The sequence below is a fragment of the Pseudomonas sp. TE3899 genome (assembly GCF_056279105.1).
Window position 1 is genome coordinate 6243394 of record NZ_JBWBQR010000001.1, and the last position, 24460, is coordinate 6267853.

A 24460-nucleotide genomic window follows, 5' to 3' on the forward strand; every position below is an offset into this window, starting at 1 on the left:
TAACGATCCCATTTTCCAAGGAGTCAGCCCTATGAAAACCCCATTCACCTGGCGTCGTACCCTGCTGGGCCTGGCAGCCGCCAGCGTTATCGGCCAATGCTCGGCGTTCTCTCTCGGTGCTTCCGAAGACGCCGTGGTCATCCCGGCACCGACCGTTGACGAAACCACCCAGGCTCACAGCGAAACCGCGGTCTTCGCCGGCGGTTGTTTCTGGGGCGTCCAGGGGGTGTTCCAGCATGTCAAAGGCGTGACGAAAGCCGTGTCCGGTTACGCAGGGGGCGCCGCCACCACCGCTGACTACGAGAAGGTCAGCGAGGGTGATACCGGACATGCCGAGTCCGTTGAAGTCACCTTCGATCCGACCCAGGTCAGCTACGGCACCTTGCTGCAAATCTATTTCTCGGTGGCCCACAATCCCACGGAACTCAATCGCCAGGGCCCTGATACCGGCACCCAGTATCGTTCAGCGATTTTCCCGGAGAACCCCGAACAGCAACGGGTCGCCCAGGCCTATATCGCCCAGCTGGACGCCGCGCATTCCTTTAACAAGCCCATCGTCACCAAACTGGAAACCTATAACGGCTTCTACCCGGCGGAGGATTACCACCAGGATTTCCTGACCGAGCACCCGACGTATCCGTACATCGTGATCAACGACATGCCGAAGGTGGCGCAGTTGAAGCAGCTGTATCCGGATCGGTATCAGGAGAAAGCGGTGTTGGTGAAGGCCGGGTTATAAGCGCTTGCCCATTTCAAAGGCGCGCATTTCATAACCCAGCTCCTCATACAGACGAAGGGCCGGTGCGTTGAACGCCCAAACGGTCAACCGAAGGTCCGTGGCGCCCTGTTCGATGGCCCAGGCCTGAGCGCGCTCCATCAGTGCACGCCCAACACCTTGGCCACGAGCAATGTCGTCAACACAGACCGAGCCCACCCGACCCACCTGTTGGTGCTGAATCAGTGGGCTGTTGAACGCAGTGACTTGCACAGTGATGAAGCCAATCGCCTTGCCAGCCTGTTCGGCAAGAAAGGTCACTTGATGTTCGCTGTCGAGGTGCGGCTGCCAGTGAGCGCTGTCCCGCGCGAAATCCTCAGTGGCCGGTGCATAGATGTCCGGTCGTTCACGGTGATGAAGGCTGTTGAGTTGCTGGCCCAATTCGCAAATGGCCAGAAGATCGTCCGGCTTGGCCCGGCGATACAGGGGAGGGGGCGTCATTGGCTATCCTTAGCGTTGATTGATTTCAGCGAGCATACGGCCGGTCACTTGCTACGCGGACGCTCCATGGCAATGGTCGATGCCTCAAAACCCAGGCTGGAGAAAAACGCGGGAGCACCTTCCCGGCCGGCGCGTAAAACCCAGGTGATGTGCGGATTTTCACCCATCACATGTTCGACCAGCGCACGACCTACACCTTCACGTCGATGCTGCCCACACACGACCACCATCGACAGATAACCGTTGGACAGTCCGTCGGTAATGCCTCGGGCAAACCCGATGATCCGCGAGTCCTTCACCGCGAGCGCCGTGCGCTGGGAGTTGGCGAGCAGTTGCGCGAAATGCTCGGCCGAACCGATACGGTGGGCCCAGCCATTGTGCTCAAGAAAAAGCCTCACGGATTCGACGTCCGAAGGCTGCACATCGCGAACAAGCAGATCGGCGCTCATCCCGAAATCACGTTCTTGCCCATCACCTTCGACCGATACAGCGCCTGATCGGCCCGGGCCAGCAGCCCGGTCTGTTGTTCCTCTTCAAAGCGCTGGACCACGCCAAAACTCAGGGTGACTTGAAAGTCCCCCACGGGTAGCAAGCCCGTCAGGCCCTGGCGGATGGTTTCCGCGATCCCGCGGGCACCGGCCAGTGAGGTGTTGGGCAGAATCATGATGAATTCGTCGCCGCCCCAGCGGGCCAGCAAATCACCGTCGCGTACACAGCGTTTCAGGCAGTCGACCACTTGCACCAACGCTGCATCGCCCAGTGCATGGCCGTAGTGATCGTTGATGATTTTGAAGTCGTCGATGTCCATGGCGATCAGCGACAGCGGCTGGCGGAAGCGCTGGGCGCGGTCGCATTCCTGGGGCAGGACTTTTTCCAGGCGATAGCGATTGGCGACGGCGGTCAGGGCATCGGTTTCCGCCAGTTTGCGGTTTTCTTCGAGCTGGATTTGCAGTTGCTGATTGACCCGGGACAGCTCCCGGGTGCGTTCTTCGACGAGGGCTTCAAGGGAGTGATTGCGCCGCTCCAGTTGTTCGAGCAGGCGTTTCTTGTCTTCGATGCTGCGGTGCGCCCCGACCATCCGCGCCACCGAACCATCGGCATTGCGTGCCAGGATATAGCCGTGGTCTTCGATCCAGGTGTAGGTGCCATCCTGTCTGCGGCATCGATATTCGGCCTTATAGCCGGACGCGCGTTGACTCAGGTAGTCATCGAACAACGCCATGACCCGCGGATAATCGTCGGGATGCATCACGGTTTCCCAGGTCAACACTGTGTTTTCCAGTGAGTGCGGCGGGTAGCCGAGCATCTGGTACCAGCCGGGGTTGCGGTAGACGAAACCGGTATTGGCATTCCAGTCCCAAATACCGTCGCTGACCAGTTCCATAATGGTGTGCAGCAAGTCTTCGTTGAAGTCCGACAGATTGAATTTCACCGGCTCGATACTCGACGCGTCGCCCATCACCGCTCTCCTTGCCGTCCTGATATCGAAGTCATTCGCCCGTCGAGCAGATTAGTCCATGGCACCTCGACGCCGCTAGTGCTTGCCCCACTTCTGCACGGCGAAGTCGACGAAGCTACGCAGTTTCGGCAAACGGTAGCGATCCTGGGCGTAGACCAAATGCATGGGCCGGCTCGGCAGCCGGTAATCCGGCAGCAAGGCCACCAGTTTTCCATCCTTGAGGTCCTGCTCCACCAGCGCGTCGGGGACCATCACGATGCCCATGCCGGTGCGCGCCGCTTGATGCAGACCCGCCGAACTGTTGATCAGCATCGGCCCACTGACGGAAACCAGGACTTCGCCTTCGGGGCCGGTCAGGCGCCATTGTTTTTCCACCGAGTGCCAATCGTCTCCGGCCGGATAGGCGAAGGCCAGGCAGTCGTGATGTTGCAGGTCTTCGGGCTTGTGCGGAGTGCCCCGGCGCGCCAGGTACGCCTTCGAGGCGCACATGGTCAGGGTGTAATCGATGAGTGGGCGGGCAATCATGTTGGACGGCTCGATTGCGCCCAGGCGAATCGCCGCATCAAAACCGTTTTCCAGCAGGTCCGGGCGGCCGTTGGTGAGCACCACGTCAAGCTTGACCTGTGGACAGCGCAAGGAGAATTCGCTAAGTGCCGGCGCCAGTCGTTCGGTGCCAAACGTCAGTGGCGCGGTGATGCGCAAGGTGCCGCTCGGTTCATCGAGGGCCTGCTCGGCCAGGCGTTCGGAGTCGGCCACCAGCCCCAGCACTTCGAGGCAACGCTGGTAATACGCGGTGCCAAATTCCGTCAGGCGCTGGCGCCGGGTCGTACGGTTGAGCAAGCGCACGCCGAGACGTTGCTCCAGGGCGCGCAGGTGGTTGCCGACCATGGTCGTGGACATTTCGCACTGGAGCGCGGCGGCGGTCATGCTGCCGGTTTCCACCACTCGCACGTAAACGGTCATTGCCTGGAACAGATCCATTATCAAGCCTGACTTCTAAATGATTGAAGTATTGCAGCGTTTATCCAGCTCAGGTGGCTAACCATACTGCAAAAACACCGACCATTGATGGAGCTTGATGTCATGACCGCCGCCTGCCTGATGACCACCTACCAACCGTTGGCCCTGAGTTTTACCAAAGGCCTGGGCACGCGATTGTGGGATCAGGCCGGTCGCGAGTACCTGGATGCGGTGGCGGGCGTGGCGGTCACCAATGTCGGCCACTCTCATCCGAAAATCGTCTCGGCCATCAGCGAACAGGCGGGTTTGCTGCTGCATACGTCGAACCTCTATAGCATCGACTGGCAACAACAGCTGGCGCAGAAACTGACGCAGCTATCGGGCATGGACCGGGCATTTTTCAATAACTCCGGCGCCGAGGCCAACGAGACGGCGCTGAAACTCGCGCGGCTTTACGGCTGGCACAAGGGCATCGAACAACCGCTGGTGGTGGTCATGGAGAACGCGTTTCACGGACGGACCCTTGGCACCTTGTCCGCCAGTGATGGCCCGGCGGTACGCCTGGGTTTCAGTGAATTGCCGGGGGATTTCGTCAAAGTGCCATTTGGCGATCTCGAAGCCCTGCACAAGGTGCAGCAAGCTCACGGCCCCAGAATCGTGGCCATCCTGATGGAGCCGATCCAGGGCGAAAGCGGTGTGCAGCTGGCGCCGCCCGGTTACCTCAAGGCCGTACGTGAACTCTGCAATCAGCGTTCGTGGTTGCTGATGCTCGACGAAATCCAGACCGGCATCGGCCGCACCGGCCAGTGGTTCGCATTCCAGCACGAAGGCATCGTCCCGGACGTCATGACCCTGGCCAAAGGCTTGGGCAACGGCGTGCCCATTGGCGCCTGCCTGGCCCGGGGTCGCGCTGCCGAGCTGTTCACCCCCGGCAGCCATGGCAGCACCTTCGGTGGCAATCCACTGGCCTGCCGGGTCGGTTGCACCGTGCTGGAGATCATCGAAGCACAAGGCCTGCGGGAAAACGCCAAGCTGCAAGGCGAACGCCTGCTCGCCCGATTGCGCATTGAACTGGCCGACAATCCGAACGTCCTGGCAATCCGCGGCCAGGGCCTGATGATCGGCATCGAACTCAAGCAACCGATCCGCGACCTGACCCTGATCACCGCACGGGATCATGGCCTGCTGATCAACGTGACCCGGGGCAAAACCATTCGCTTGCTGCCGCCGCTGACAATTGATGAGCGGGAAGTGGAGATGATTGTCAGAGGGATATGCCGGGTGCTGAACGCAGCCTGAGAATACTTAGTAGTGATATCTGCACATCACGATCTGTATCGCACCCTCTTCGATCGCGTAGACCAAGCGATGCTCCGTTGTAATCCGGCGAGACCAGAAACCGCTCAGATTGTGTTTCAGCGGTTCAGGCTTGCCGGGGCCGCTAAAAGGTTCGCGCTGAATTGCCTTGATCAACAGGTTGATCCGTTTGAGCCCGGCCTTATCGTTTTGCTGGAACCACAGGTAGTCGTTCCAACCTTCAGTAGTGAACTCGATATTCATTCTTCAATGAGTTGCCTGGCTTTGGCTTTCCCTGCTCGCAGGTTGCCGATCGATTTGATCAAACGTTCAGCATTGGCCGGGGAACGTAGCAAGTACGCGGTCTCCTCTAGAGCGTTGTACTCCGCCAGAGACATCATCACCACGGGTTCGCCTTTCTGACGAGTTACCAGGAGGGGGGCACGGTCTTCATTGACCCGATCCATGGTTTCAGCCAGATGTGCACGCGCGGTGGTGTAGTTGATGGTTTGCATGATGTAGTCCTCGCTCAATGCAAAGAACGTACAGAAATGAGTACAGGATGGCAAGGCGATACCTCCGAGTGGTCGTTACGCAGACGATGTATCCGCATCTGCATTGAGTATCGCCTAAGCTTCTTCAAGACGTTTCCGCAACCCCTGTAATCCCATTCCGATAAGTATGTGATCAGCCCGAGCGTCACCCCGAAATAACTCACTCAACATGCCGCGCCTTATGCTTCGCCCGCCAATACCGAACCAACCCAACCACCACCGCCAACCCCACAACCGCCAAAGCAATCGGCAAACGATAAGGTTTCAAATTCCCCAGCATCGTTTCCAGCGCTTCGCCCGCCCAATACCCGGCGCTGGCAAACACCGTGGCCCAGACCACCGCGCCCAAGGCATTCAACAATGCGAACCGCAAAGGCGATAAACCGCTGGCGCCGATGACCATCGGCCCCACCAGGCGCATGCCATACAGAAAACGTACGGCAAACACCGAGGTCGATGGGTAGCGCCCGATCAGCCCCGTAACACGATCGATCGCCGCTTGTTGCCGATGCAGGCGCGGCAGCAGGCGCCCGCCAAAATAGCGCCCGCTCCAGAACAGCAACTGATCCCCCAGCATCCCGCCCAGGCTCGCCCAGCCAATCACTGGCCACAGGTGCAACAGGTGCTGGTGGGCGGCCATTCCGCCGAGGATCAGGATGGTTTCACCCTCCAGCAAACAGCCGAAGAACACCGCCCAATAGCCATAGGTGCCGAGCAGGTAATGCAGGTCTATATGTTCAAACACGGTCGCTCCCCCAGACTTTCCACCAGCCGGAGCAGGTAACCGTCCGGATCCTGCACCAGAAACTCACGCTGGCCGACGTCTACTGCGTCCGCGCGATACCAGGTATCGGCGCAGGGACGAAACAGCGGCCATTGAACTTCGGCCAGTCGTTGGAGGAGGGGTTCAACTGAATCGACGGTGATCTGAAAGTTAATGCCGCGCCCCAGTGGCGTTTCCAGCGGCGCGGCCAGCCATTGGCCTTCGTCCGGGTCGTATTGCTCAAGCATGAACTGCACGCCCTGTCGATCGAGGTAGGCAAAACCGGGGCGTTCATAGGCGATGTCGAAACCGATCAGCGAGGTCCAGAAATGCAGACTTTCAGTGAGGTCGGTGACCATCAATTCGGGGACTGAGTTGCTCCGTGCAAACATGATGCTTCCTTGGTTAGCGGGGTGGTAACGCGTTGTTGAACGTGGTGACGTCAGCCCGGCTCGTCAGTTGCTGTTTCGAACCGCTGAAGCCCTGGAACAGACGCTGATGAACCCTGAATCCGCTGGACCCTTCGCGACGGCGATAGCTGCCGGCCCAGTCCAGCAGCGCGATCAGTAACTCATCGTCGGCGTCGCGCCGGGCTTCTCGCTGACGGATTTGGGCGACGCAATCGTCATCGTCCAGGCTCAACCAGATCAGCGCGGTCGCCCGGGGCAGGAGTTCGCGGATGATCCAGCCGTAGACGCCTTCGATCACCCACTGTTCTTCACTGGCCGCGACCCGGGCTATTTCCAGGGCTTCGTTTCGAGGCCGGGCGATGCTGTGTTCATCCGAAATCCAGTGAACCCGGTCAAGATCGATCCACGGCACCTGCTGCCGTTTGGCCAGGCGCTTGGCCAGCCAACTCTTGCCTGCGCCGGAGTTGCCGATGATCAACGTCCGGGTGAGGTTCAGGTTGTTCACGTTCATGAGGACGACTACTCAGGCGCAACCATGCGGGTACGCGGCGAGCCATCGGCATTGTGCTGATAGATCTCCCGCGGCTGACCCTTTTCATTAAACAGCACCTGCCCGATCCCTGCCGAGTTCCACAACCGTTCACCCGCTTCGGCATGTTCGGGGGTGTGCGGAACGATGCGCATCAGCCGGCGTTTGGTAAACCAGTTCAGCGGCGAACGGGGCGAGTAGAGCCAGCGGTTGAGGCGGTCAAACCATTCGAGCAGGGCCGGCGGGAATTCGTTCTTGATCCCGCTGCTGGTGATCTGCCAGATCCGCGGACCGGCCTTGCGGTGTCGGATCAGTACTTCGTAGACGAAGGAATAATGCACATCACCCGACAGCACCACGTAGTTCCCGGGTGTACGCGAGTGTCGGAAAATGTTCAGGATCACCTGGGCCGCGCCGCGATGGGCCATCCAGTTTTCGGCGTCCACCAGCAGGGGAAAGCCGCACCAACTGAAGACTCGTTGCACGGTCTCGATCAATTTGACGCCGAAGATCGGCGCCGGCGAAACGATGATCGCCGACGGGTGATCCAGCAGTTCCTGTTGCAACTCGCTGAGGGCTTCCCAGTCCAGCAGGCCCGAAGGCTGCTTGAGGTTCATCTCGCTGCGCCAGCGCCGGGTGCGGGTGTCGAGCACCACCAGGGCCGGGGTGGTCGGCAACACGTAGTGCCAGTTCTGGAAGCCCAGCAAGTCGTCGATCAAGTGGTCTTGAGCCGTGCTATCGAGGTAGCGCTCGGTGTTGCTTAACGCACGGGTTTTCTCCAGCACATCGGCGAACGCATCCGGGTTATTGCCCCAGCCCTGACACAGCATGTAAGCGAGCAACGCATTGCCGATGATGCGCTTGGAGAAAGGATGGCCGTAGGCGGTTTCCTCCCATTGCGCGGACAGATTCCAGTCATCGGTCACGTCGTGGTCATCAAAAATCATCAGGCACGGCAGGTGCGCCATCGCCCGGCCAACGCCACCCAAACCGGCCTTGAAGGCATCGATGCGGGACTGTTCGAGTACATAGCGCTGAAGCCTTTCGGGGGGCAGAACGGGTGGCTGCGGATCGATCAGCGTCCAGGCACTGGGCGACCAGACCAACAGGTACATCGCCATGACTTCGGCGAACGTCACCAGATGATTGTCGGCGCTGCTGCTGGTGAAAATCGGCTTACGCGCACCGCCGAAAAATCGCTCGCGCAGGGTTTCATTGCTCTCAAGCGCCGGTAACAAATCCGCACGATGGTAGTAGCTGGCCGCGTGTTCGTAGAGGGTGGCGCTATCGCTGACCACCGCCCCTTCGAGGTGCTCGTCGAACAAGCCCAGCCGCTGGATCAGCGCATGGATGGCCCGCAGCATTGGCCCGGCCACGTCGTCGGCGTAGACCTGGTCGCCGCTCATCATCAACAGGGCCGGGCGCTCAATGGCTGCCTGTTCAGTCGCCAGCAGACGATCCACACACAGCAAACCGTCCGCCGCCGGGTGGTGGGGTTTACGGCAGGAGCCGTGCAGCAACTGATCGATGCGTGAGCGCAGGACAAAGTTCGGGCAGCGGGCGTCGCCGTACAGCAAGTGTGGGGCCCAGTCGGCGATGCCTGCGTCGTCAATCAGCAGGTCGTACTCGATCAACGTGTCGCAGGGCAGGGCGGTGTCCAGCGGCACATCGATCAAGTGAATAAAGGCATGGGTGCCAACGGGAATGACGGTGCAGGTCGAGTCATCCAGGCGAATGTCGTTTACACCTTGCAAACGCAAAGTCAGGGACAACGCCCGGGAACCTGCCAGCCACAGCACCAGCCGCGTGGGCTCAAGGCGCCGCAACAGCGGCCCGGCAAGGACCGCAGGCAGTGAGGCGTGATCGTCGGGAAATGGCAGGGTTACGGACATCCGGGTCAAGGCTCTGGGCACACAGGCCGGCGATGATAACGCAGCGGCCTTCCTTTGCCTTTAAGCAGGGCGCTAAGGTGCCTAGCGCATCGGCACCAGGGACAGCGTGATAGACAGCAGCACCAGCCCGACGATAAAACCGGACACCGCCCCGGCCATGTTGCCGAAAAGCAGGCCCCAGCTGCCGCGATTGAGCACCACCCAGCGCCACATGAACCCCCAGGCTGCGGCAAATATCACAAAGCGTAGAAACTCCATTCGCTCCCTTCCTTACGCGCAGTAACAATAAAACCCATGCTCGACTGTCGCTGAGCATTGACGATGGGCGGCACGATATCAAAAGCAGAGGTTTGCGCCACTGTCCCTATGCGCTGTAGGAAGCGTCTGCGGGGAATTAAGTAGCCTTTTGTTGCATGTCCGTTATCGTGACGGGAAATTCAGCTGCCGCAGGGATCTGGTGACTCAACGCGAGTCGCCATCCCGGTCGATATTCATTCAGGAGCGTAAACGTGATCTGGTTTCTCGAAGGTCAATCCAGCCAGCGCGACATTCTTATAGGCGCGCGCGAGGCACTGCCGGCGAACGTCCGGATTTTTGCCTCTCATCGTCAGGATCGACCTGAAATCACGGGGCAGGCCGATGTCAGCTTTCAAGAGCCTCTGGATAACGAGGAACGCATCGACTGGGTGATCGCCACGGCGCTTGAGCACGGCATCAAGGTGATCCTGGCCGGGCGTATCGGCAGCTTCTACGAAGTGGCGCGAGATCGCTTCGAAGCCGCCGGTTTGCAGCTGGTGACGGGCGGGATGTCCATGGACACCTTCGATAACGTCGACGACAAGAGTCGTTTCACCGCAGAGGCCGAGCGCGCCGGGCTGGCGTGCATTCCCGCCGTGACGGTCAACACTGCCCAGGAACTGGCGGCGGCTTATGAGTTGCTGTCCGCGCAAGGCGAGGTGTGCATCAAACCGGTCGTCGGTATTTACGGGCAAGGTTTCTGGCGGTTCAAGGCCGATGTCGAGCCGTTCCGCTGCCTGGAAAACCCGGACGCGCGGGAAGTCGATTTCGATACCTACCTCAGCCTCTATAAGGCCAGTCCCGAGCGGAAGCCGATGCTGGTCATGCCGTATTTGCCGGGCAGCGAGTGTTCCGTCGACATGGTGTGCGAAGCGGGCCAGCCGATTGCGTTCGTCGGCAGAAGAAAGCAGGGTGTTCACCAGACGTTCGAGCGCGAGTCCGCCGCCGTTGAGCTGGCACTCAAGGCCGCCGCGCATTTCAAGTGCGATGGGCTGGTCAATGTCCAGACCCGGGATGACCACAACGGTGTTCCCCATCTGCTGGAAATCAACCCGCGTTACTCCGGCGGCATTGGCTACACGAGGGCAACCGGGATAAACCTGGCCGGAATCTTCGCCGTTCGTCGGCTCGGTCTGCCGGAACCTGCGGGCCAGTGGGTGGACAACGTTCGGGTGAAGCCAATCACAGTTGCCGTTATAGCGCCTTCCTGATATTACAACGCCACATAGACAGTGAATGATTGTTGCTGTCTTGGCATAATTGCCAGCTACCGATCAAGGAACGACAGGATGAAGGCGCTTACGCCTGGAGCCAACGCCGCTATTTCAGGCGTTAAATGTGCATGGACGCTGGAGTGCAGCCACTCCACCGCCTTTGGGGAATACGCAGCCGTAGCGCTGCTGCCCGTCACTGAGAAGCGTCTTCCGACAGGTGACCCGGCTCTGTTTCAAGTCACTCAACAGTGGATGGAATGGAGCGGTACGCCGTCGTCTATCGGTTGTTCCCTGGACTTGTCCCGTCTTCCCGGCGGCAGCGAACGTCTGCTGCTGGTGGTGTATACCTTTTCCGCCGCCGGTCCTGTCAGCGAACTCAAGGACCTGCGCCTGCAAGTCGACAATCAGGTCGAACTGTCCCTGGACCTGAAAAGCAACGGTGAATCAGCCATCGTCATTGGCGAGTTCTACAACCGCAACGATCAATGGAAATTCCGCGCGCTGGCCGAAGGCTCGGCCTATGGCCTGGCCGCGATGGGGCGGCGCATGGGCATCACGATTGATGATGCGCACCCCAATCGCCGTCCGTATTCAGGTGATTCAGGCAGGAGCCGTGCTTCGGCCACGGGCACCGGGTTCGCCGTTTCACCCAACCAGGTCATGACCTGCGCCCACGTGATCGAGGGGATGGAGGAACTGCACATTGCCTCGTTTGCCGGTCGTTATCGCGCCGAAGTGGTGGTGGTCGATCAGCGCAACGACATGGCGTTGCTGCGTATTCAGGATTGCCCGCCACTGTCGCCCGTGGTGTTCAAGGAAGGGGTCGGTTGTGCGCTGGGCGAGTCGGTGATTGCCCTGGGCTTTCCGATGGCTGGCCTGGCGGGCGGTGGCGTGCACGTGACGCAGGGCGGAGTGTCCGGTCTGTTCGGGTTGCACAACGATGCAAGCCTGCTGCAGTTCACCGCGGCCATCCAGCCTGGGTCCAGCGGTAGCCCTTTATTCGATAGCAGCGGGGCGGTCATCGGGATGGTGACGTCGTCGCTGCCGGATGCGCAAAACATGAACTTCGCGGTCAAGGCCGGGTTGTTGTTGGCCTTTCTGGATGCCTGTCATGTTTCGCCGCCTAAATCTCCAACCGGTCGGGTTTTCTCGACCGCCGAAATGGCTCGTGAAGCCCAGTCGTCACTCTGGCGGATCGAAGCCCGAAATCCGTAGAGGCACCCTGCTTTAAAAATAGTGAAGGGTTGTCAGTTCACTAATTCGCCTCTTTTAGGAATGTTGCACATGGAATCCGCAGTAGAAAAATCCACGACCACCACACTCAGCGCTCAATTGAAGCGCGGGCTGATGGAAGTCGATGTCGATGAATCCTCCATCGAACCCCATTCGTTATTCGGGTTCGCCGAGCGCCGTAATCCTAAACGGGCGTTCCTGTTTGTGTCCCGCGTGCTGGGCCGCCATATTCCGGTGCGTCCATCGATCATGCAGGCCAGCTACGAAACCCTGGCGGCCAAGATTCCCGCTGACTTGCCCGGCCCGGTCCTGGTGATCGGCATGGCCGAGACGGCCGTCGGCCTGGGTGCCGGTGTACACCGCGCCTACAGCAAGACCCGCCCGGACACCGTCTACATGGTCAGCACGCGCCATCCGGTCGGCACCGAGCTGTTCACCCGTTTTGAAGAAGAACACAGCCACGCCAGCGCGCACCTGATTCACCAGCCCACCGATCTCGATGTGCGGGAAATGATGCTGAACGCGCGTTCCCTGGTGTTGGTCGACGATGAAGCCTCCACCGGCAAGACCTTCATCAACCTGCATCGCGCCCTCGTGGATGCCGGCCTGAGCAACGTGGAGCGGGTCGTGACCTGCGTGCTCACCGATTGGTCCCGTGGCGCGGTGCGCAACCTTCTGGGCGAATCCGCCACCCAGGTGTCGCTGCTGCAGGGTGCTTATCGCTTCTGCGAGGATCAAGACGCGCCCGCTGCCGGAAATGCCCGATGTGGGCGCGGTGGCCGTGGGCGAATGGCCCCTCGACCCGCGTAACGATTGGGGACGCCTGGGTGTGCGTCATGTCGAAGACACATTGGCCCCGCATATTCAGGTCAAGCCGGGCGAGCGCGTGATGGTCGTGGGCACCAGCGAATTCGTGTGGCGTCCGTTTCTGCTGGCCGAACGTCTTGAACGCGCCGGGGCTGACGTTCACTTCAGCTCCACCAGCCGCTCGCCGATTGCCCTGGGCCATGAGATCGGGCACGCCTTGTCGTTCTCCGATAACTACGGCCTGGGCATTCCGAACTTTCTCTATAACGTGCGTCCGGGGCAGTTCGACCGTGTGTTGATCTGTACCGAAACGCCGGCGCAAGCGGTTCCCCAATCGCTGATTGAGGCGCTGAACGCGGAGGTCATTGTCGATGAGCAATAAGCGTCCCCTGATACTCATCGATCTTGATGACACCATGTTCCAGACCGCGCGCAAGATGCCGCAAGGCGCTGAACGCCATACCGCGACGCTGGATGTCGACGGCCAGCCCAACGGCTACATGAGCGCCGTGCAGAAAAACTTTGTCGAATGGTTGCTGGCATCGGCCGATGTCGTGCCGGTCACGGCGCGCAGCGTCGAAGCTTACAGTCGCGTGCAATTGCCCTTCGTCGCGGGGGCCGTGTGTTCCCATGGTGGCGTGATCCTGCAACCCGATGGCTCGCTGGATCGCGATTGGCATGGGCAGATGACTGAGGCGCTGGCGGCGTATCAGGAGCGTCTTGCGACCCTGAGTGCGGCGACCCTGGCCATCGGCGAGGAAATGGGTTTTTCCCTGCGCGGATGGGTAGTGGAAGAGCAAGGCCTGTTGAATTACGTGGTGACCAAGCACAACGAGTCGGACGATTCGGTGCTGCAACAGGTGTTGGCCGAGGTTCAGGCCCGTGGCCTGCTGGACGACATGCATATCCACGGCAACGGCAACAACCTCGCGTTCCTGCCACACGGCTTGTCCAAGCGTCTGGCGGTCCAAGAGCTGCTGCGCCGCGATCGCGCCGCCAATGGCGAACGTCCGGTGCTGGGCTTTGGTGACAGCGTCACCGACCTGGGCTTCATGAACGAATGCAACTTCTGGGCGACGCCTGCCAATAGCCAATTGGCTAAAGTTGTGGAGGCGATGATCCATGGTTAATGCCTTTGCCCATCTGACCACGGTTGGCAGTGGCAGTTACGCGCCCGATGACGTGCACTTTTTGCTGCAACCCGTCGACATCGAAGTGACGGACGTTGAAGAGAAAGAGCGCCTGATCCAGACGCGGCAGAAGCATTACTCCGAGATGATCAGCCAGGAATCGGCGCCGACCGAGGTCCACAAAGGGCTGTACCAGCGTGCCATGGCGCAGAACTCGGTCAGGATGGCCCGGGATGTCCAGGCCCTGGCACTGGCGCTCGACCAGGCCTGTGACGGCCCTTCGATCGCGCTGGTTTCGTTCGTGCGCGCGGGGCTGCCTCTGGGCGTCCTGCTGCGCCGCGCGCAGCTGGACTTGGGGCGTGACGCCCACCATTACGGGATCAGCATCGTGCGTGACCGGGGCATCGACATGATTGCCCTGGACGCGGTGATCCAGGCCCACGGCGCGGAAAACATCGTGTTTGTCGATGGCTGGACCGGCAAGGGCGCCATCTCCGGCGAGATCCAGCGCAGCCTCAAGGGCGACACGCGCTTTCCCGAGCAGCCACGCCTTGTGGTGTTGGCCGACCCTTGCGGGCGCGCCTGGCTGGCGGCGTCGGCCGAAGACTGGGTGATTCCGTCCGGCATCCTCGGGGCCACGGTGTCCGGCCTGGTCTCGCGTTCCATCTGGCCGGCCAATGGCGGCCTGCATGGGTGCGTGGTCTACGACCACTTGCACGAACACGACGTCACGCGTGAATTCATCGACCAGATCGAAGCCGAGCGCCAGGCGCTGCCGGCGGTCGAAGCTGCCGCTCCCTGGACTGAAGCGCAACGCAATCAGCTGCAGGCTTCGGCACTGGGTGTCATCGACGCGATTGCCGCGCAATGGGGCATTACCAATCTGAATCGGGTCAAACCCGGCATTGCCGAGGCCACGCGTGCCGTTCTGCGCCGGGTGCCGGATCAGGTGCTGGTGCGCGATCGCAGCGATCCGGACGTGCAATTGCTGATGCACCTGACTGAGCGCGCGAACGTGACGGTTGAGGAGATGGGGGCCGCCCTCGGTCCTTATCGTGCCGTGACCGTTATCCGGAGTTTGAGCTGATGAAAATACTCTCGCCCTACGCCCTCGGTGCAACGCTCTACATGCCGGCCACCCGCGAGGACATCCTCGATGTGGTCTTGCACAAAAAACTGCCCGAACTGCGTTCGATGGTGGTGTGCCTCGAGGATGCGGTCGCGGAGATCGACGTCGAAACGGCGCTGGCCAATCTGCACAAGTTACTGCTCTCGATTGACCAACAGGGCGGCCGCACGGTCGATGGCCCCATGCTGTTCGTGCGACCGCGGGATTCGCAGATGGCGGCCGTGCTCAATGACTGGCCGTTGATGGTGCATGTGGACGGGTTTGTCCTGCCCAAGCTGAGCCTGTCCAATCTGCGCGCGTGGGAATTGGCGGTGACCAACCCCGACATCTTCCTGATGCCGACCCTGGAGACCCGCGAGGTCTTCAACCCGGTGGCGATGGTCGAGCTGGGCGCAGCGCTCAAGCAGACCCTGGACCACCGCATCATTGCCCTGCGCATCGGTGGCAATGATCTGCTGGGCTGCCTGGGCCTTCGGCGCAATCCGGCGACCACGCTGTACAGCACGCCCATGGGTTACGTGATTCCAATGCTGGCCGGGGTCATGGGGTCGCAAGGGTTCGCTTTGACCGCCCCGGTGTTTGAGCGTTTGGCGACGCCGCATTTGCTGCTGGAAGAACTGAGCCTGGACATTGCCCACGGCCTGGTCGGTAAAACGGCGATTCATCCAAGCCAGATCAGCAGCATTCAGGACAGCCTGCGGGTCAGTCTCGAAGATCTAAATTGTGCCAAATTGATGCTGAATGAAGTCGCGCCAGCGGTCTTCAATCACAATGACACGATGTGCGAACCAGCAACTCACTTCAAATGGGCCACAAATATCCTTGAGCGTGCCAAGTGGCATGGGGTCAGGCATGCGGAGCCGAGCCATAGTGATCAGTCGATCCGTCTTGCAGAGGCCGGCCGATGACCCAGGAAATGCTTGAAATGGGCCCGGCCGGGGCCAAGGTCCTGTCGGTCTTTGACTTCGACGGCACCCTGACCCGGCACGACAGCTTCGTTCCCTTTCTGAAATTTGCGTTTGGCAAAATCGAATTTGCCAAGCGCTTGCGCCTGCTCGCCGGTCCGGGGGTGCGTTACCTGACGCGTCGCCTGTCGCGCGACGAACTCAAGGCCCGGCTGATCGCCGCATTCCTCACCGATGCCAAGGAAGAATGGGTGCGGCACAAGGCCGCGGAATTCTGCGGCCTGTACTGGACCCGCCTGATGCGTCCCGCCGGCTTGACCTCGGTGGCCGCTGAAAGACAGGCCGGCAGTGAAGTCACCCTGTGTTCCGCCTCTCCGGCGCTGGTCCTGAAACCGTTTGCCGATCGCCTCAATATCAAGTTGATCGCCACCGAACTGGAAGTCGTCGATGGGCGCCTGACCGGGCGGATCTCGGGCAACAACTGCCGCTGTGAAGCGAAGGTGCAGCGCCTTGAAGCGGTGTACGGCGACCTGACGCAATACCGCCTGCGCGCCTGGGGCGACACCCGCGGTGATCACGAACTTCTGGCTGCTGCGCAAGATGCGCACTGGCGACATTTCCACCCTGCATGGCGCCGTGGGCGTCTGCGGGTCTCCAAGACCTTGGCCCGAGATGCCGGCGTTGCGCCGATGGCAACTCGTCCGGTTGAGGACAGCAACGCTACACCCTCGCAATTGACGACCAACAAGGAGCGTACCGATGGCCCTAACTCTGACTAAAAACCAATCAATCTCCCTGGAAAAAACCGCTGGCGGTGGCCTCACGGCGATCACGCTTGGCCTCGGCTGGGATCCGGAGAAAGCCGGGTTCATGGGCCGGTTGATGGGTAACGGTGGTGACGTCGACCTGGATGCCTCCTGCATTCTGTTCGATGCCGACTTCAAGCCAGTGGACCTGGTGTGGTTCCGTCAACTGACCTCCCGCGATGGTTCGATCCAGCACTCGGGCGACAACCGCACCGGTGAAGGCGATGGCGACGACGAAACCATCACCGTTGATCTGCAGCGCCTGCCGGCCACCGTCAAATCGCTGGTATTCACCGTGAACAGCTTCACGGGCCAGAACTTCGAGAAGATCGCCAACGCGTATTGCCGCATCCTCAACGCGAGCAACAAGACCGAACTGGCGCGTTTCAATCTGTCCGAGAAGGGCCGTCACACCGGCGTGGTCATGGCCAGCCTGGTGCGCGAGAACGGCGGTTGGGACTTCAAGGCCATCGGTCAGGTGACCAACGGCCGCACCGCTGACGACCTGGTCAACCTGGCGGTTCAGGCGGTGCGTGCATGACCACCCTGGTTCCTGGCGGGAACGCGCCGGTAACCACCGGCCAGGTGCGGATCGATATCAGCTACTCGGCCATCCCGGGTGCCGATATCGACGTGTCTGCATTCGTCCTGAATGCCGCGGGTAAAGTCCGCGGCGACACTGATATGTGCTTCTACGGCCAGACCAATGTGCTGGGCGGAACGGTACAAATGACCGAGTCGTCTGCCGGTCGTGCGGTCTTCACCCTTGATTTGTCGCGTCTGGACGCGGTGGTCGAGAAGGTGGCGCTGACGGCGACGATCTACGAGAACAAAGCCAGCTTCGACCGTGTATCCCATCTCGCGCTGACCGTCACCGGCGGTATCGAGGCGCAGATACCCACCAGCGGAATGAAAGAAACCGCCCTGATCCTCGGCGAGTTTTATCGCCGCCAGGGCGAGTGGAAATTCCGTTGCGTCGCCCAGGGTTTTGCCGGTGGCCTTGAGCCTTTGGCCAAGTACTTCGGTGTCGAAATTGCCGCGCCTGCCCCGGCACCAGTGGCCGCTCCTGCACCCGTGGCGGCACCTGCCGCACCCGTGCCGGCCGCGCCACCGAAGTCGTCGATCAGCCTGAGCAAAATCACCCTCGACAAGACCCGCTCCTCGATCAGCCTGGAGAAAACCGCTGAAGGCTTCGGCGAGATCAAGGTCAACCTCAACTGGAACAAAGGCAAGGGCGGCGGTTTCTTCTCGCGCAACAACGCCATCGACCTCGACGTGGGTTGCCTTTACGAGTTGCAGGATGGCTCCAAAGGGGTGGTCCAGGCACTGGGCAACAGCTTCGGCGATTTCGACTACGACCCTTACATCCGGTTGATGGGCGATGACCGTACCGGCGCCGTCAGCGATGGCGAATGGCTGCACATCAACGGCCGGCATTGGAGTGAAATCCGCCGGGTGCTGGTGTTCGCGTTCATCTACGAAGGTGCGCCGAACTGGCGTGAGACCGATGGCGTCGTGACCATTTATGTCCCGGGCCAGCCACCGATCGAAGTTCGCCTGAACGAAGAAGGCGGGCGCCTGGGCATGTGTGCCATCGCCCTGCTGGAGAACGAGGGCGGCGGCGTCAAGGTCAGCCGCCGGGTCGATTTCCACAAAGGTCATTCGGTCATGGACAAGGCTTACGGTTGGGGCATGCGCTGGTCGGCAGGTTCCAAGTAACTATTTGAAAACGGCGGGCCGGTCCGGTCCGCCCTAGAGGTGAACAACATGTTGTCATGGTTGAAAACAAACGCGGCGCTTGCCCGCGAGAAGCTGACCACCGAAGTGGCCAAGTTCAAGAACAGAGAGTTCATGGAAGCGGTTGCCAACAGCTGCGCCATGGTTGCGGCGGCGGACGGTGAAGTCAGCTCGGCTGAAAAAATGAAAATGACCGGGTTCATCAACAACTCGCCCGAGTTGAAAGTGTTCAACCTGACTGACGTCATCAAGGTCTTCAACGACGCGTGCGGCAAGTTCGAATTCGACTTCCAGATCGGTCAGGCCGAAGCCCTGAAAAACATCAGCAAGATCAAGGGCAAGGACGGCGCAGGTCGCCTGCTGGTCCGTGTTGCCTGCGCCATCGGCGCGTCGGACGGTAATTTCGACGACAAGGAAAAAGCCGTTTGCCGCCTGATCTGCCTCGAGCTGGGCTTACCCCCGGCTGACTTTGAACTCTAAGGAACAATAACTGTGGAAGTTTCTCACCTGGGTTTCCCCCCGCTGACCATCGCTGTATTCGTGGCGCTGGCGCTCGGCGCGATGATCCTCGACATGTTCACCCATCGCGGTGACCAGCCGATCAGCCTCGCCAAAGCATCAGCCTGGTCGGTGTTCTGGATTCTCATCTCGTTCGGCTTCGCAGGGTTCCTGTACTACGAACATGGCCCGGATGTCGCGACCCTGTTCATCACCGGCTATGCGCTGGAAAAAGTCCTGAGCGTGGACAACCTGTTCGTGTTCATGGCGATCTTCGCCTGGTTCAAAGTGCCGAACGGCCTGCGCCACCGTGTCCTGTACTGGGGCATCATCGGCGCGATCGTGTTCCGCCTGATCTTCGTGGCCATCGGTACCGGCCTGCTGGCGCTGGGTCCTTGGGTCGAAGTGGTGTTTGCACTGATCGTGGCCTGGACTGCGGTGATGATGCTGCGCAGCGGCGGTGACGACGAAGAGGAAGAAGATTACTCCACGCACATGGCGTACCGCTTCGCCAAGAAGCTGTTCCCGGTGTGGCCGAAACTGCATGGCCATGACTTCTTCGTGCGTCGCAAGACGCTGGAAGCCGAGCTGACCAAGCCGGAAAACAAAGGCATGTCGCTGGCGGCCAAGGGCGGTCTGTTCGCCACGCCGCTGTTCCTGTGCCTGGTGGTCATGGAAGTGTCCGACGTGCTGTTTGCGTTCGACTCCGTCCCGGCCGTCATCGCCGTCAGCCGCGAACCGCTGATCGTGTTCTCGGCCATGCTCTTCGCCATCCTCGGCCTGCGGACCATGTACTTTGTGCTGGAAGCGCTGAAACGCTACCTGGTACACCTGGAAAAAGCCGTTATCGCGCTGCTCTTCTTCATCGCGGTAAAGCTGGGCCTGAATGCGACTGACCACCTGTTCCACCACGGCTACAACATCGATCCGAACACCAGCCTGATCATCGTTGTCGTAGTGCTGGCCATCGGTATTTTCGCCAGCGTGATCTTCCCCGAAAAGGAAGTTGCCCCGGCTGACAATCAGTAATTCAAAACGCATTAACCACAAGGAGCTGTACTCATGGCACTGACTCTTCAAAAAGGCGGCAACCTGTCCCTATCGAAGACCGATCCTTCTCTGACCAAGATTCTGGTCGGTCTGGGTTGGGATCCACGCGCAACTGACGGCACGGAGTTTGACCTGGACGCAAGTGCGTTCCTGCTGGGTGCCAACGGCAAAGTGCGTGGTGACGCCGACTTCATTTTCTACAACCAGCTCAAAAGCGCTGACGGTTCCATCGAGCACACCGGTGACAACCGCACCGGTGCTGGCGATGGCGACGACGAAGTACTGAAAATCGACTTGAGCCGCGTTCCGGCCGATATCGACAAGATCGCATTCACCGTCACCATCCACGACGCTGATGCACGCAAGCAGAACTTCGGTCAGGTCGGCGGCTCGTTCATTCGTGTTGTCAACGAAATCAGCGGTGCCGAGATCGTGCGTTACGACCTCGCAGAAGACGCTTCCACCGAAACCGCGATGATCTTCGCCGAGCTGTATCGCAACAACGGCGAATGGAAATTCCGTGCCGTTGGTTCGGGCTTTGCCGGTGGCCTGAAGGCGCTGGCCAACTCGTACGGTATGAACTTCTAAACCCCTCGGTCCATTGAATAAGGAAACTAACCATGGCTGTAAGTCTTTCCAAAGGCGGCAACGTATCCCTGTCCAAAGAAGCACCGGGTCTGACCGAAGTGCTCGTGGGCCTGGGCTGGGATCCTCGCGTCACTGACGGCACCGAGTTCGACCTCGATGCGTCGATTTTCGTCGTAGGCGAAAACGGCAAAGTGCTCGACGACAACAGCTTCATTTTCTACAACAACAAGAAGTCGGCTGACGGCTCCGTCGAACACATGGGCGACAACCGCTCCGGTGCCGGCGAAGGCGACGACGAGCAAGTGACGGTCAAACTGACCTCCCTGGCTCCGCTGGTGAAGAAGCTGGTATTCGCGGTCACCATCCACGACTCCGATGCACGCAAACAGAACTTCGGCCAGGTGTCCAACGGCTACATCCGCGTTGTGAACAAGGCTGACGGTAAAGAACTGGCACGTTTCGACCTGAGCGAAGACGCTTCCACCGAAACCGCCATGATCTTTGGCGAGCTGTACCGCAGCGGTGAAGAGTTCAAGTTCAAGGCGATCGGCCAAGGTTTCGCCGGCGGCCTGAAGCCACTGGCTGAAGCCCACGGCGTCAGCATCGGCTAACCCATTCGGGTTGAAGAAGCCCCGCTTTCGAGCGGGGCTTTTTTTGGGGGGTCGATCTTGTTCAAACCCCGAGCATCGCGTTCGGGTTAATGGAAAAAGGATTCAGGGATATGAGAAATCGGGCCTTTTTGGCAACCGCAGCCCTTATGTTATTGGCAGGTTGTGGGGCGTATAACGACTTCAAGCTCAACAATGCGGTTCAGGAATACAAAGAAACCTGCTTTGGCAGCTACACCAATGAGTGCGAAAGCAAATTGGTCGATACCAACATCATCATGCTGGAAGTCATGAAGACAAAGGTCGGGGCCCAGAAAGACGAGATGTTGAAGGCGTTCGGCGATGAGGGGTACGCGCTGTACGTGGACGTCAGCGAGAAGGTCCTCGATCGCGCCATCGAGCAACAGGAAAACATGCGCCCCGGCTGGTTTGCACGCTGGTTCCTGGGCGATGGCCAGCCATTCTCCGGTTCCAGAAACATGTTGATCGGCTATGAAGATGCTCAAGCGATTCGCGATGCCGTTCTCAAGAAATTTGTCGCCGAGGCCAAATCCAAAGGGATAGCGCCACGGCTTGCGGCCCCTGCACCCGCGCCAGTCGTCCAGGCCCCGGCGCCCGTGCCGACTCCGGCTGCACCGCCACAGACAGTACCCGCGCCAATCGCCGGGTCGCTGGACGCCGCTATTTCCAACGCCATAAACGTTGCGACCCGTGAAGAGGGCGGCGACGAATATCAGGAAGGCCGCAAAATCCTTCGTGCCGACCTCAATGGCGACGGCCAGGACGATGCCTTGGTGATCTACACCATCGAAGGGCAGGGTGGGGGCAATGGTTCGTTTTCGTCCCTGGGCATCTTCTATTCGAACAACGGCGCCTTCGATTTCAAGGGCAGCACTGTGGTCAACGGCGCAGTCACCGACCTGCAGGTGCTCGATGACAAAACCATCAGCGTCAGCTCACTTGAAGTGGGACCGGAGGACGCCCGTTGCTGCCCGACACTGGAGTCGAAACAAACATACCGTTGGGATGGAAATCGCCTCGAAGAACTGCGCGAAGCGCCGCTTAAACAGGGCTAACGAATCTCTCCCGCAGTGCGATGCAATGCACTGCGGGAGAGGGCGGGGTCAGGCTTAAAAAATAATGCCTTTAGCCTTCGCGTCCTTCAGCCACTGCGGGAATTCTTCCATCAGCTTGTCGTACAGCTGCTCTTCGCTGATGTCGTGCAGGTCGTCCAGGGCGAAGAAACCGCAGTTGTCGACGACTCGGCCGGTCATGGTGTCGAGCTTTTCCAGGATGCCGTAGTTGTGGCCGCCGATGCCGACGAACTGCCAGAAGATCGGCAGCTTGGCCGCTTCGATCATCAGCTTCTTGATCGCGCCACTGGCCGACACGCCGCCATCGCTGATGAACAGGATGTAGATCGGCGTGGTGTCCCGGGAATTCTTGTAGAAGTCGATGACCTTCTTGATGGCTTTGGGCTCGTCGTTATAGCGGGCGCCCAACGCCCAATCCTGCCAGCCGCCGCGGTCGGTTTTGATGAAGTCTTTGTGATTGGCCAGTGACACGGCGGACAACTGCTGTGTCTCGGCGCCAAACGCCCAGCAGTCGAGGGTGCCGTCGTCGTCGAAGTGCAGCGCCAGCGGCAGCAGTCGATTGACCACTTCCTGGACGCGGCCGGTCTGGTACTGGTTGTTCATGGACCCGGACGCATCCAGCACCAGGCCGACCCGCGCTTTGACGTCGGTGAGCTTGGCTTTCTCCAGGCTGATCTGGGCTTTCTTTGCCAGGCTGACCAAGTGCGGAGCGGCGTCGCCGATCTTCTTTTCAAGGGAGATTGCTTTGGACGCGGGAGCCGGTGTCGGCACGGGAGCCGGCGCCGGTTCGTCAGCGACATCCCCGCCGAAATGTTTCACCAGCGCATCCAGGCCCGCGTTAAAGCCTTGCAGGTTGGACGACAGGCGCCATTCGCCCGACTTGCGATAGAGCTCGACGACCATGATGGCTTTTTCGTCGGCGAAGGTGGCGCCCGAGAACGGGCATTGCGCCAAGACTTCGCCGGACAGGCTTTTGATGCTGAAACTGCTGGCCTGGATGTCGCGCATCGCGCCGGCACCGTCGATCGAGGTGGTGAACACCAGGCGATCGATGCTGGTGGGCAGTTTCGACAGGTCGAGGGTGAAGTCACCGCCGTTGGCCATGCTCACGCTGTTGCACGGTGTCGTCGGCTGGTTGAAAAACACCATGTAGCGATCATCGGAAAGTTTGCCCTGTGCATCGATGCCGAAGCACACGAAGTCCAACACATGGGGCGACTGAACGTTGATCGAGAGGATAAGTTGCGAGCCCTGCATAAGGCTGGACAAGGGTAAGCGTTGTCCTTGGCTGATTTGCATGTTGCGTCCTTGTAGTGGGTGCGCCGGGTGAAGGCCGTCATGGGAAGTGCGGGATTATGCGGGAGTAGCCGCGCGAATTGGGGGGAAGTTTATCGACGCCGGCGGAAGATGTACGGGGGCCCCTGATTGTCTCGGTGACTTGGCCACGCTACCCTCCGCACCGCTGGGCATGCCGACTTTTAAACAGGGAAAAACAATATGGACATTAAGCACTTCTATCCTTCGCTGCATCGCTTGATACAAGTCGAAGCGATCATCCTGCTCCTGATGACACCGTTTTTTGCCCAAGCGGACATTACCGAGGACGAGGTGACCGCCAATTGCCTCAAGATCAGCGAGTATTCCGCCGAGGGCGGCAAGTATTACAAGCTCAAGCAATACGCCAAGGCCCGGGAGCAATATCAACAGCAGGCCGGCTGGTCCGAGAGTTGTCAGTTGGACGAAGAAAAACTGGCGACGGCCTACAACAACGTTGCGCTGACTTACATCCATGAAGGCAACTACCTGAAGGCCCGGGCGTGGCTGAGTATTCTGCCCAACGACAAAAAGTCGATCTTCAACCTGGGCAAGATCAGTGGCGATATCAATAACTCGCTGGGGAAGTTGTCGAGTAAACCAGAAGGACGGTATTGGCAATACGCCGGGGCTGCGTTATGGAACTCGATGACGATCAAGCCACAAGGCAAGCAGTACCAGGTTGATTTCCAGGGTTATTACGCCGGCATGATGGCGATGTATTACGGTCCCAATCTCGGTGAGTTTTCAACGGTAGTAGCGTTTGATAACGGCAAGGCGCATTACGCCATGAGTGGGGAAGACGAAGGCGATTGTGAGTACGACTTCGACATTAAAAAGGATGTGCTCACGGTCACGCGCACGGCGGGTGAGTCCTGCGGTTTTGGCCATAACGTGGGGGCTGACGGCACTTATCAGCGGGTCGAGCTGTAGTTGCAAAGAGGAAAAGCCCCGAAAAGCTCGGGGCTGAT

The 24460-nt window shown here is 59.9% G+C and carries 28 protein-coding genes and 1 pseudogene; 17 read left to right on the forward strand and 12 right to left on the reverse strand.

Annotated elements, in window-relative coordinates; translation table 11 throughout:
• The first annotated feature begins 31 nt into the window (after positions 1-31).
• Positions 32-739, forward strand: a complete 708-nt coding sequence (gene msrA / locus ACZ89E_RS28465) for a peptide-methionine (S)-S-oxide reductase MsrA (RefSeq protein ID WP_149658129.1) — start codon at positions 32-34, stop codon at positions 737-739.
• Here the strand turns inward: msrA and ACZ89E_RS28470 are convergent.
• The 4 genes from ACZ89E_RS28470 to ACZ89E_RS28485 all read right to left on the reverse strand — a co-directional run bounded on the left by ACZ89E_RS28470 (position 734) and on the right by ACZ89E_RS28485 (position 3656).
• Positions 734-1216: an N-acetyltransferase family protein gene (locus tag ACZ89E_RS28470; protein ID WP_476256830.1), complete on the reverse strand. Its 483-nt coding sequence runs from the start codon at positions 1214-1216 to the stop codon at positions 734-736. The two genes, msrA and ACZ89E_RS28470, sit on opposite strands and share 6 nt — an antisense overlap.
• Positions 1217-1260: 44 nt before the next feature.
• Complete coding sequence (locus ACZ89E_RS28475) at positions 1261-1665, reverse strand: GNAT family N-acetyltransferase (RefSeq protein WP_149658127.1); 405 nt, start codon at positions 1663-1665, stop codon at positions 1261-1263.
• Positions 1662-2675 carry a sensor domain-containing diguanylate cyclase gene (locus ACZ89E_RS28480; protein ID WP_149658126.1) on the reverse strand — a complete coding sequence of 338 codons (1014 nt, stop codon included), beginning with the start codon at positions 2673-2675 and terminating at the stop codon, positions 1662-1664. The genes ACZ89E_RS28475 and ACZ89E_RS28480 overlap by 4 nt, the downstream gene beginning before the upstream one ends.
• A gap of 75 nt (positions 2676-2750) precedes the next feature.
• Positions 2751-3656, reverse strand: a complete 906-nt coding sequence (locus ACZ89E_RS28485) for a LysR family transcriptional regulator (protein WP_463258424.1) — start codon at positions 3654-3656, stop codon at positions 2751-2753.
• Positions 3657-3758: 102 nt separating this feature from the next.
• Here ACZ89E_RS28485 and ACZ89E_RS28490 point away from each other — a divergent pair, with 102 nt between their 5' ends.
• A complete protein-coding gene (locus ACZ89E_RS28490; RefSeq protein ID WP_463258423.1) occupies positions 3759-4934 on the forward strand; it encodes an aspartate aminotransferase family protein in 1176 nt (391 codons plus the stop codon).
• Between the two features lie 6 nt (positions 4935-4940).
• Here ACZ89E_RS28490 and ACZ89E_RS28495 read toward each other — a convergent pair whose 3' ends face one another.
• From ACZ89E_RS28495 to ACZ89E_RS28525, 7 genes are all read right to left on the reverse strand, one after another.
• Entirely contained in the window at positions 4941-5195 is a 255-nt protein-coding gene (locus ACZ89E_RS28495) for a Txe/YoeB family addiction module toxin (protein WP_123410195.1), read from the reverse strand.
• Entirely contained in the window at positions 5192-5446 is a 255-nt protein-coding gene (locus ACZ89E_RS28500; protein WP_123410196.1) for a type II toxin-antitoxin system prevent-host-death family antitoxin, read from the reverse strand. Before ACZ89E_RS28500 ends, ACZ89E_RS28495 begins: the two co-directional genes overlap by 4 nt.
• A gap of 199 nt (positions 5447-5645) precedes the next feature.
• Complete coding sequence (locus ACZ89E_RS28505) at positions 5646-6230, reverse strand: DedA family protein (RefSeq protein WP_476256831.1); 585 nt, start codon at positions 6228-6230, stop codon at positions 5646-5648.
• A complete protein-coding gene (locus ACZ89E_RS28510) occupies positions 6215-6640 on the reverse strand; it encodes a bleomycin resistance protein (RefSeq protein WP_463258421.1) in 426 nt (141 codons plus the stop codon). Before ACZ89E_RS28510 ends, ACZ89E_RS28505 begins: the two co-directional genes overlap by 16 nt.
• A gap of 13 nt (positions 6641-6653) precedes the next feature.
• On the reverse strand, positions 6654-7169 hold the full coding sequence (locus ACZ89E_RS28515) for a P-loop NTPase family protein (RefSeq protein ID WP_476256832.1): 516 nt from the start codon (positions 7167-7169) through the stop codon (positions 6654-6656).
• An 8-nt stretch (positions 7170-7177) separates the two neighbouring features.
• Positions 7178-9079, reverse strand: a complete 1902-nt coding sequence (locus ACZ89E_RS28520) for a metallophosphoesterase family protein (RefSeq protein ID WP_476256833.1) — start codon at positions 9077-9079, stop codon at positions 7178-7180.
• A gap of 81 nt (positions 9080-9160) precedes the next feature.
• Complete coding sequence (locus ACZ89E_RS28525) at positions 9161-9337, reverse strand: hypothetical protein (RefSeq protein WP_178129038.1); 177 nt, start codon at positions 9335-9337, stop codon at positions 9161-9163.
• 251 nt (positions 9338-9588) lie between these two features.
• On the opposite strand from ACZ89E_RS28525, the gene ACZ89E_RS28530 reads away from it, so the two are divergent.
• From ACZ89E_RS28530 to ACZ89E_RS28595, 14 genes and pseudogenes are all read left to right on the forward strand, one after another.
• Complete coding sequence (locus ACZ89E_RS28530; protein ID WP_476256834.1) at positions 9589-10587, forward strand: ATP-grasp domain-containing protein; 999 nt, start codon at positions 9589-9591, stop codon at positions 10585-10587.
• Positions 10588-10665: 78 nt separating this feature from the next.
• The gene (locus tag ACZ89E_RS28535) at positions 10666-11805 is read left to right on the forward strand and encodes a trypsin-like peptidase domain-containing protein (protein WP_463258417.1); all 1140 of its coding nucleotides are present in this window, start codon (positions 10666-10668) and stop codon (positions 11803-11805) included.
• A gap of 69 nt (positions 11806-11874) precedes the next feature.
• Positions 11875-13012: pseudogene (locus ACZ89E_RS28540) on the forward strand (phosphoribosyltransferase domain-containing protein).
• Positions 13002-13760 (forward strand): HAD family hydrolase, encoded by a 759-nt coding sequence (locus ACZ89E_RS28545; protein ID WP_476256835.1) that lies wholly within the window; start codon positions 13002-13004, stop codon positions 13758-13760. Before ACZ89E_RS28540 ends, ACZ89E_RS28545 begins: the two are co-directional and overlap by 11 nt.
• Entirely contained in the window at positions 13753-14847 is a 1095-nt protein-coding gene (locus tag ACZ89E_RS28550) for a cysteine protease StiP domain-containing protein (protein ID WP_476256836.1), read from the forward strand. Before ACZ89E_RS28545 ends, ACZ89E_RS28550 begins: the two co-directional genes overlap by 8 nt.
• Entirely contained in the window at positions 14847-15797 is a 951-nt protein-coding gene (locus tag ACZ89E_RS28555; RefSeq protein WP_149658113.1) for an HpcH/HpaI aldolase/citrate lyase family protein, read from the forward strand. The genes ACZ89E_RS28550 and ACZ89E_RS28555 overlap by 1 nt, the downstream gene beginning before the upstream one ends.
• A complete protein-coding gene (locus tag ACZ89E_RS28560) occupies positions 15794-16573 on the forward strand; it encodes an HAD-IB family hydrolase (protein ID WP_133840496.1) in 780 nt (259 codons plus the stop codon). The genes ACZ89E_RS28555 and ACZ89E_RS28560 overlap by 4 nt, the downstream gene beginning before the upstream one ends.
• Positions 16554-17141 carry a TerD family protein gene (locus tag ACZ89E_RS28565; protein WP_149658112.1) on the forward strand — a complete coding sequence of 196 codons (588 nt, stop codon included), beginning with the start codon at positions 16554-16556 and terminating at the stop codon, positions 17139-17141. The genes ACZ89E_RS28560 and ACZ89E_RS28565 overlap by 20 nt, the downstream gene beginning before the upstream one ends.
• Complete coding sequence (locus tag ACZ89E_RS28570) at positions 17138-18319, forward strand: TerD family protein (protein ID WP_149658111.1); 1182 nt, start codon at positions 17138-17140, stop codon at positions 18317-18319. The genes ACZ89E_RS28565 and ACZ89E_RS28570 overlap by 4 nt, the downstream gene beginning before the upstream one ends.
• Before the next feature lie 48 nt (positions 18320-18367).
• On the forward strand, positions 18368-18817 hold the full coding sequence (locus tag ACZ89E_RS28575) for a tellurite resistance TerB family protein (protein WP_149658110.1): 450 nt from the start codon (positions 18368-18370) through the stop codon (positions 18815-18817).
• Positions 18818-18829: 12 nt separating this feature from the next.
• Entirely contained in the window at positions 18830-19864 is a 1035-nt protein-coding gene (locus ACZ89E_RS28580) for a TerC/Alx family metal homeostasis membrane protein (protein ID WP_149658109.1), read from the forward strand.
• A 33-nt stretch (positions 19865-19897) separates the two neighbouring features.
• Positions 19898-20473: a TerD family protein gene (locus ACZ89E_RS28585; RefSeq protein ID WP_149658108.1), complete on the forward strand. Its 576-nt coding sequence runs from the start codon at positions 19898-19900 to the stop codon at positions 20471-20473.
• A gap of 32 nt (positions 20474-20505) precedes the next feature.
• On the forward strand, positions 20506-21084 hold the full coding sequence (locus ACZ89E_RS28590; RefSeq protein ID WP_133840490.1) for a TerD family protein: 579 nt from the start codon (positions 20506-20508) through the stop codon (positions 21082-21084).
• Positions 21085-21173: 89 nt separating this feature from the next.
• Complete coding sequence (locus tag ACZ89E_RS28595; RefSeq protein ID WP_476256837.1) at positions 21174-22157, forward strand: hypothetical protein; 984 nt, start codon at positions 21174-21176, stop codon at positions 22155-22157.
• Positions 22158-22211: 54 nt separating this feature from the next.
• Here ACZ89E_RS28595 and ACZ89E_RS28600 read toward each other — a convergent pair whose 3' ends face one another.
• On the reverse strand, positions 22212-23474 hold the full coding sequence (locus ACZ89E_RS28600; protein ID WP_476256838.1) for a VWA domain-containing protein: 1263 nt from the start codon (positions 23472-23474) through the stop codon (positions 22212-22214).
• A 198-nt stretch (positions 23475-23672) separates the two neighbouring features.
• Between ACZ89E_RS28600 and ACZ89E_RS28605 the strand changes: the two genes are divergently transcribed.
• Positions 23673-24422 carry a tetratricopeptide repeat protein gene (locus ACZ89E_RS28605; RefSeq protein WP_476256839.1) on the forward strand — a complete coding sequence of 250 codons (750 nt, stop codon included), beginning with the start codon at positions 23673-23675 and terminating at the stop codon, positions 24420-24422.
• Positions 24423-24460 lie beyond the last annotated feature (38 nt).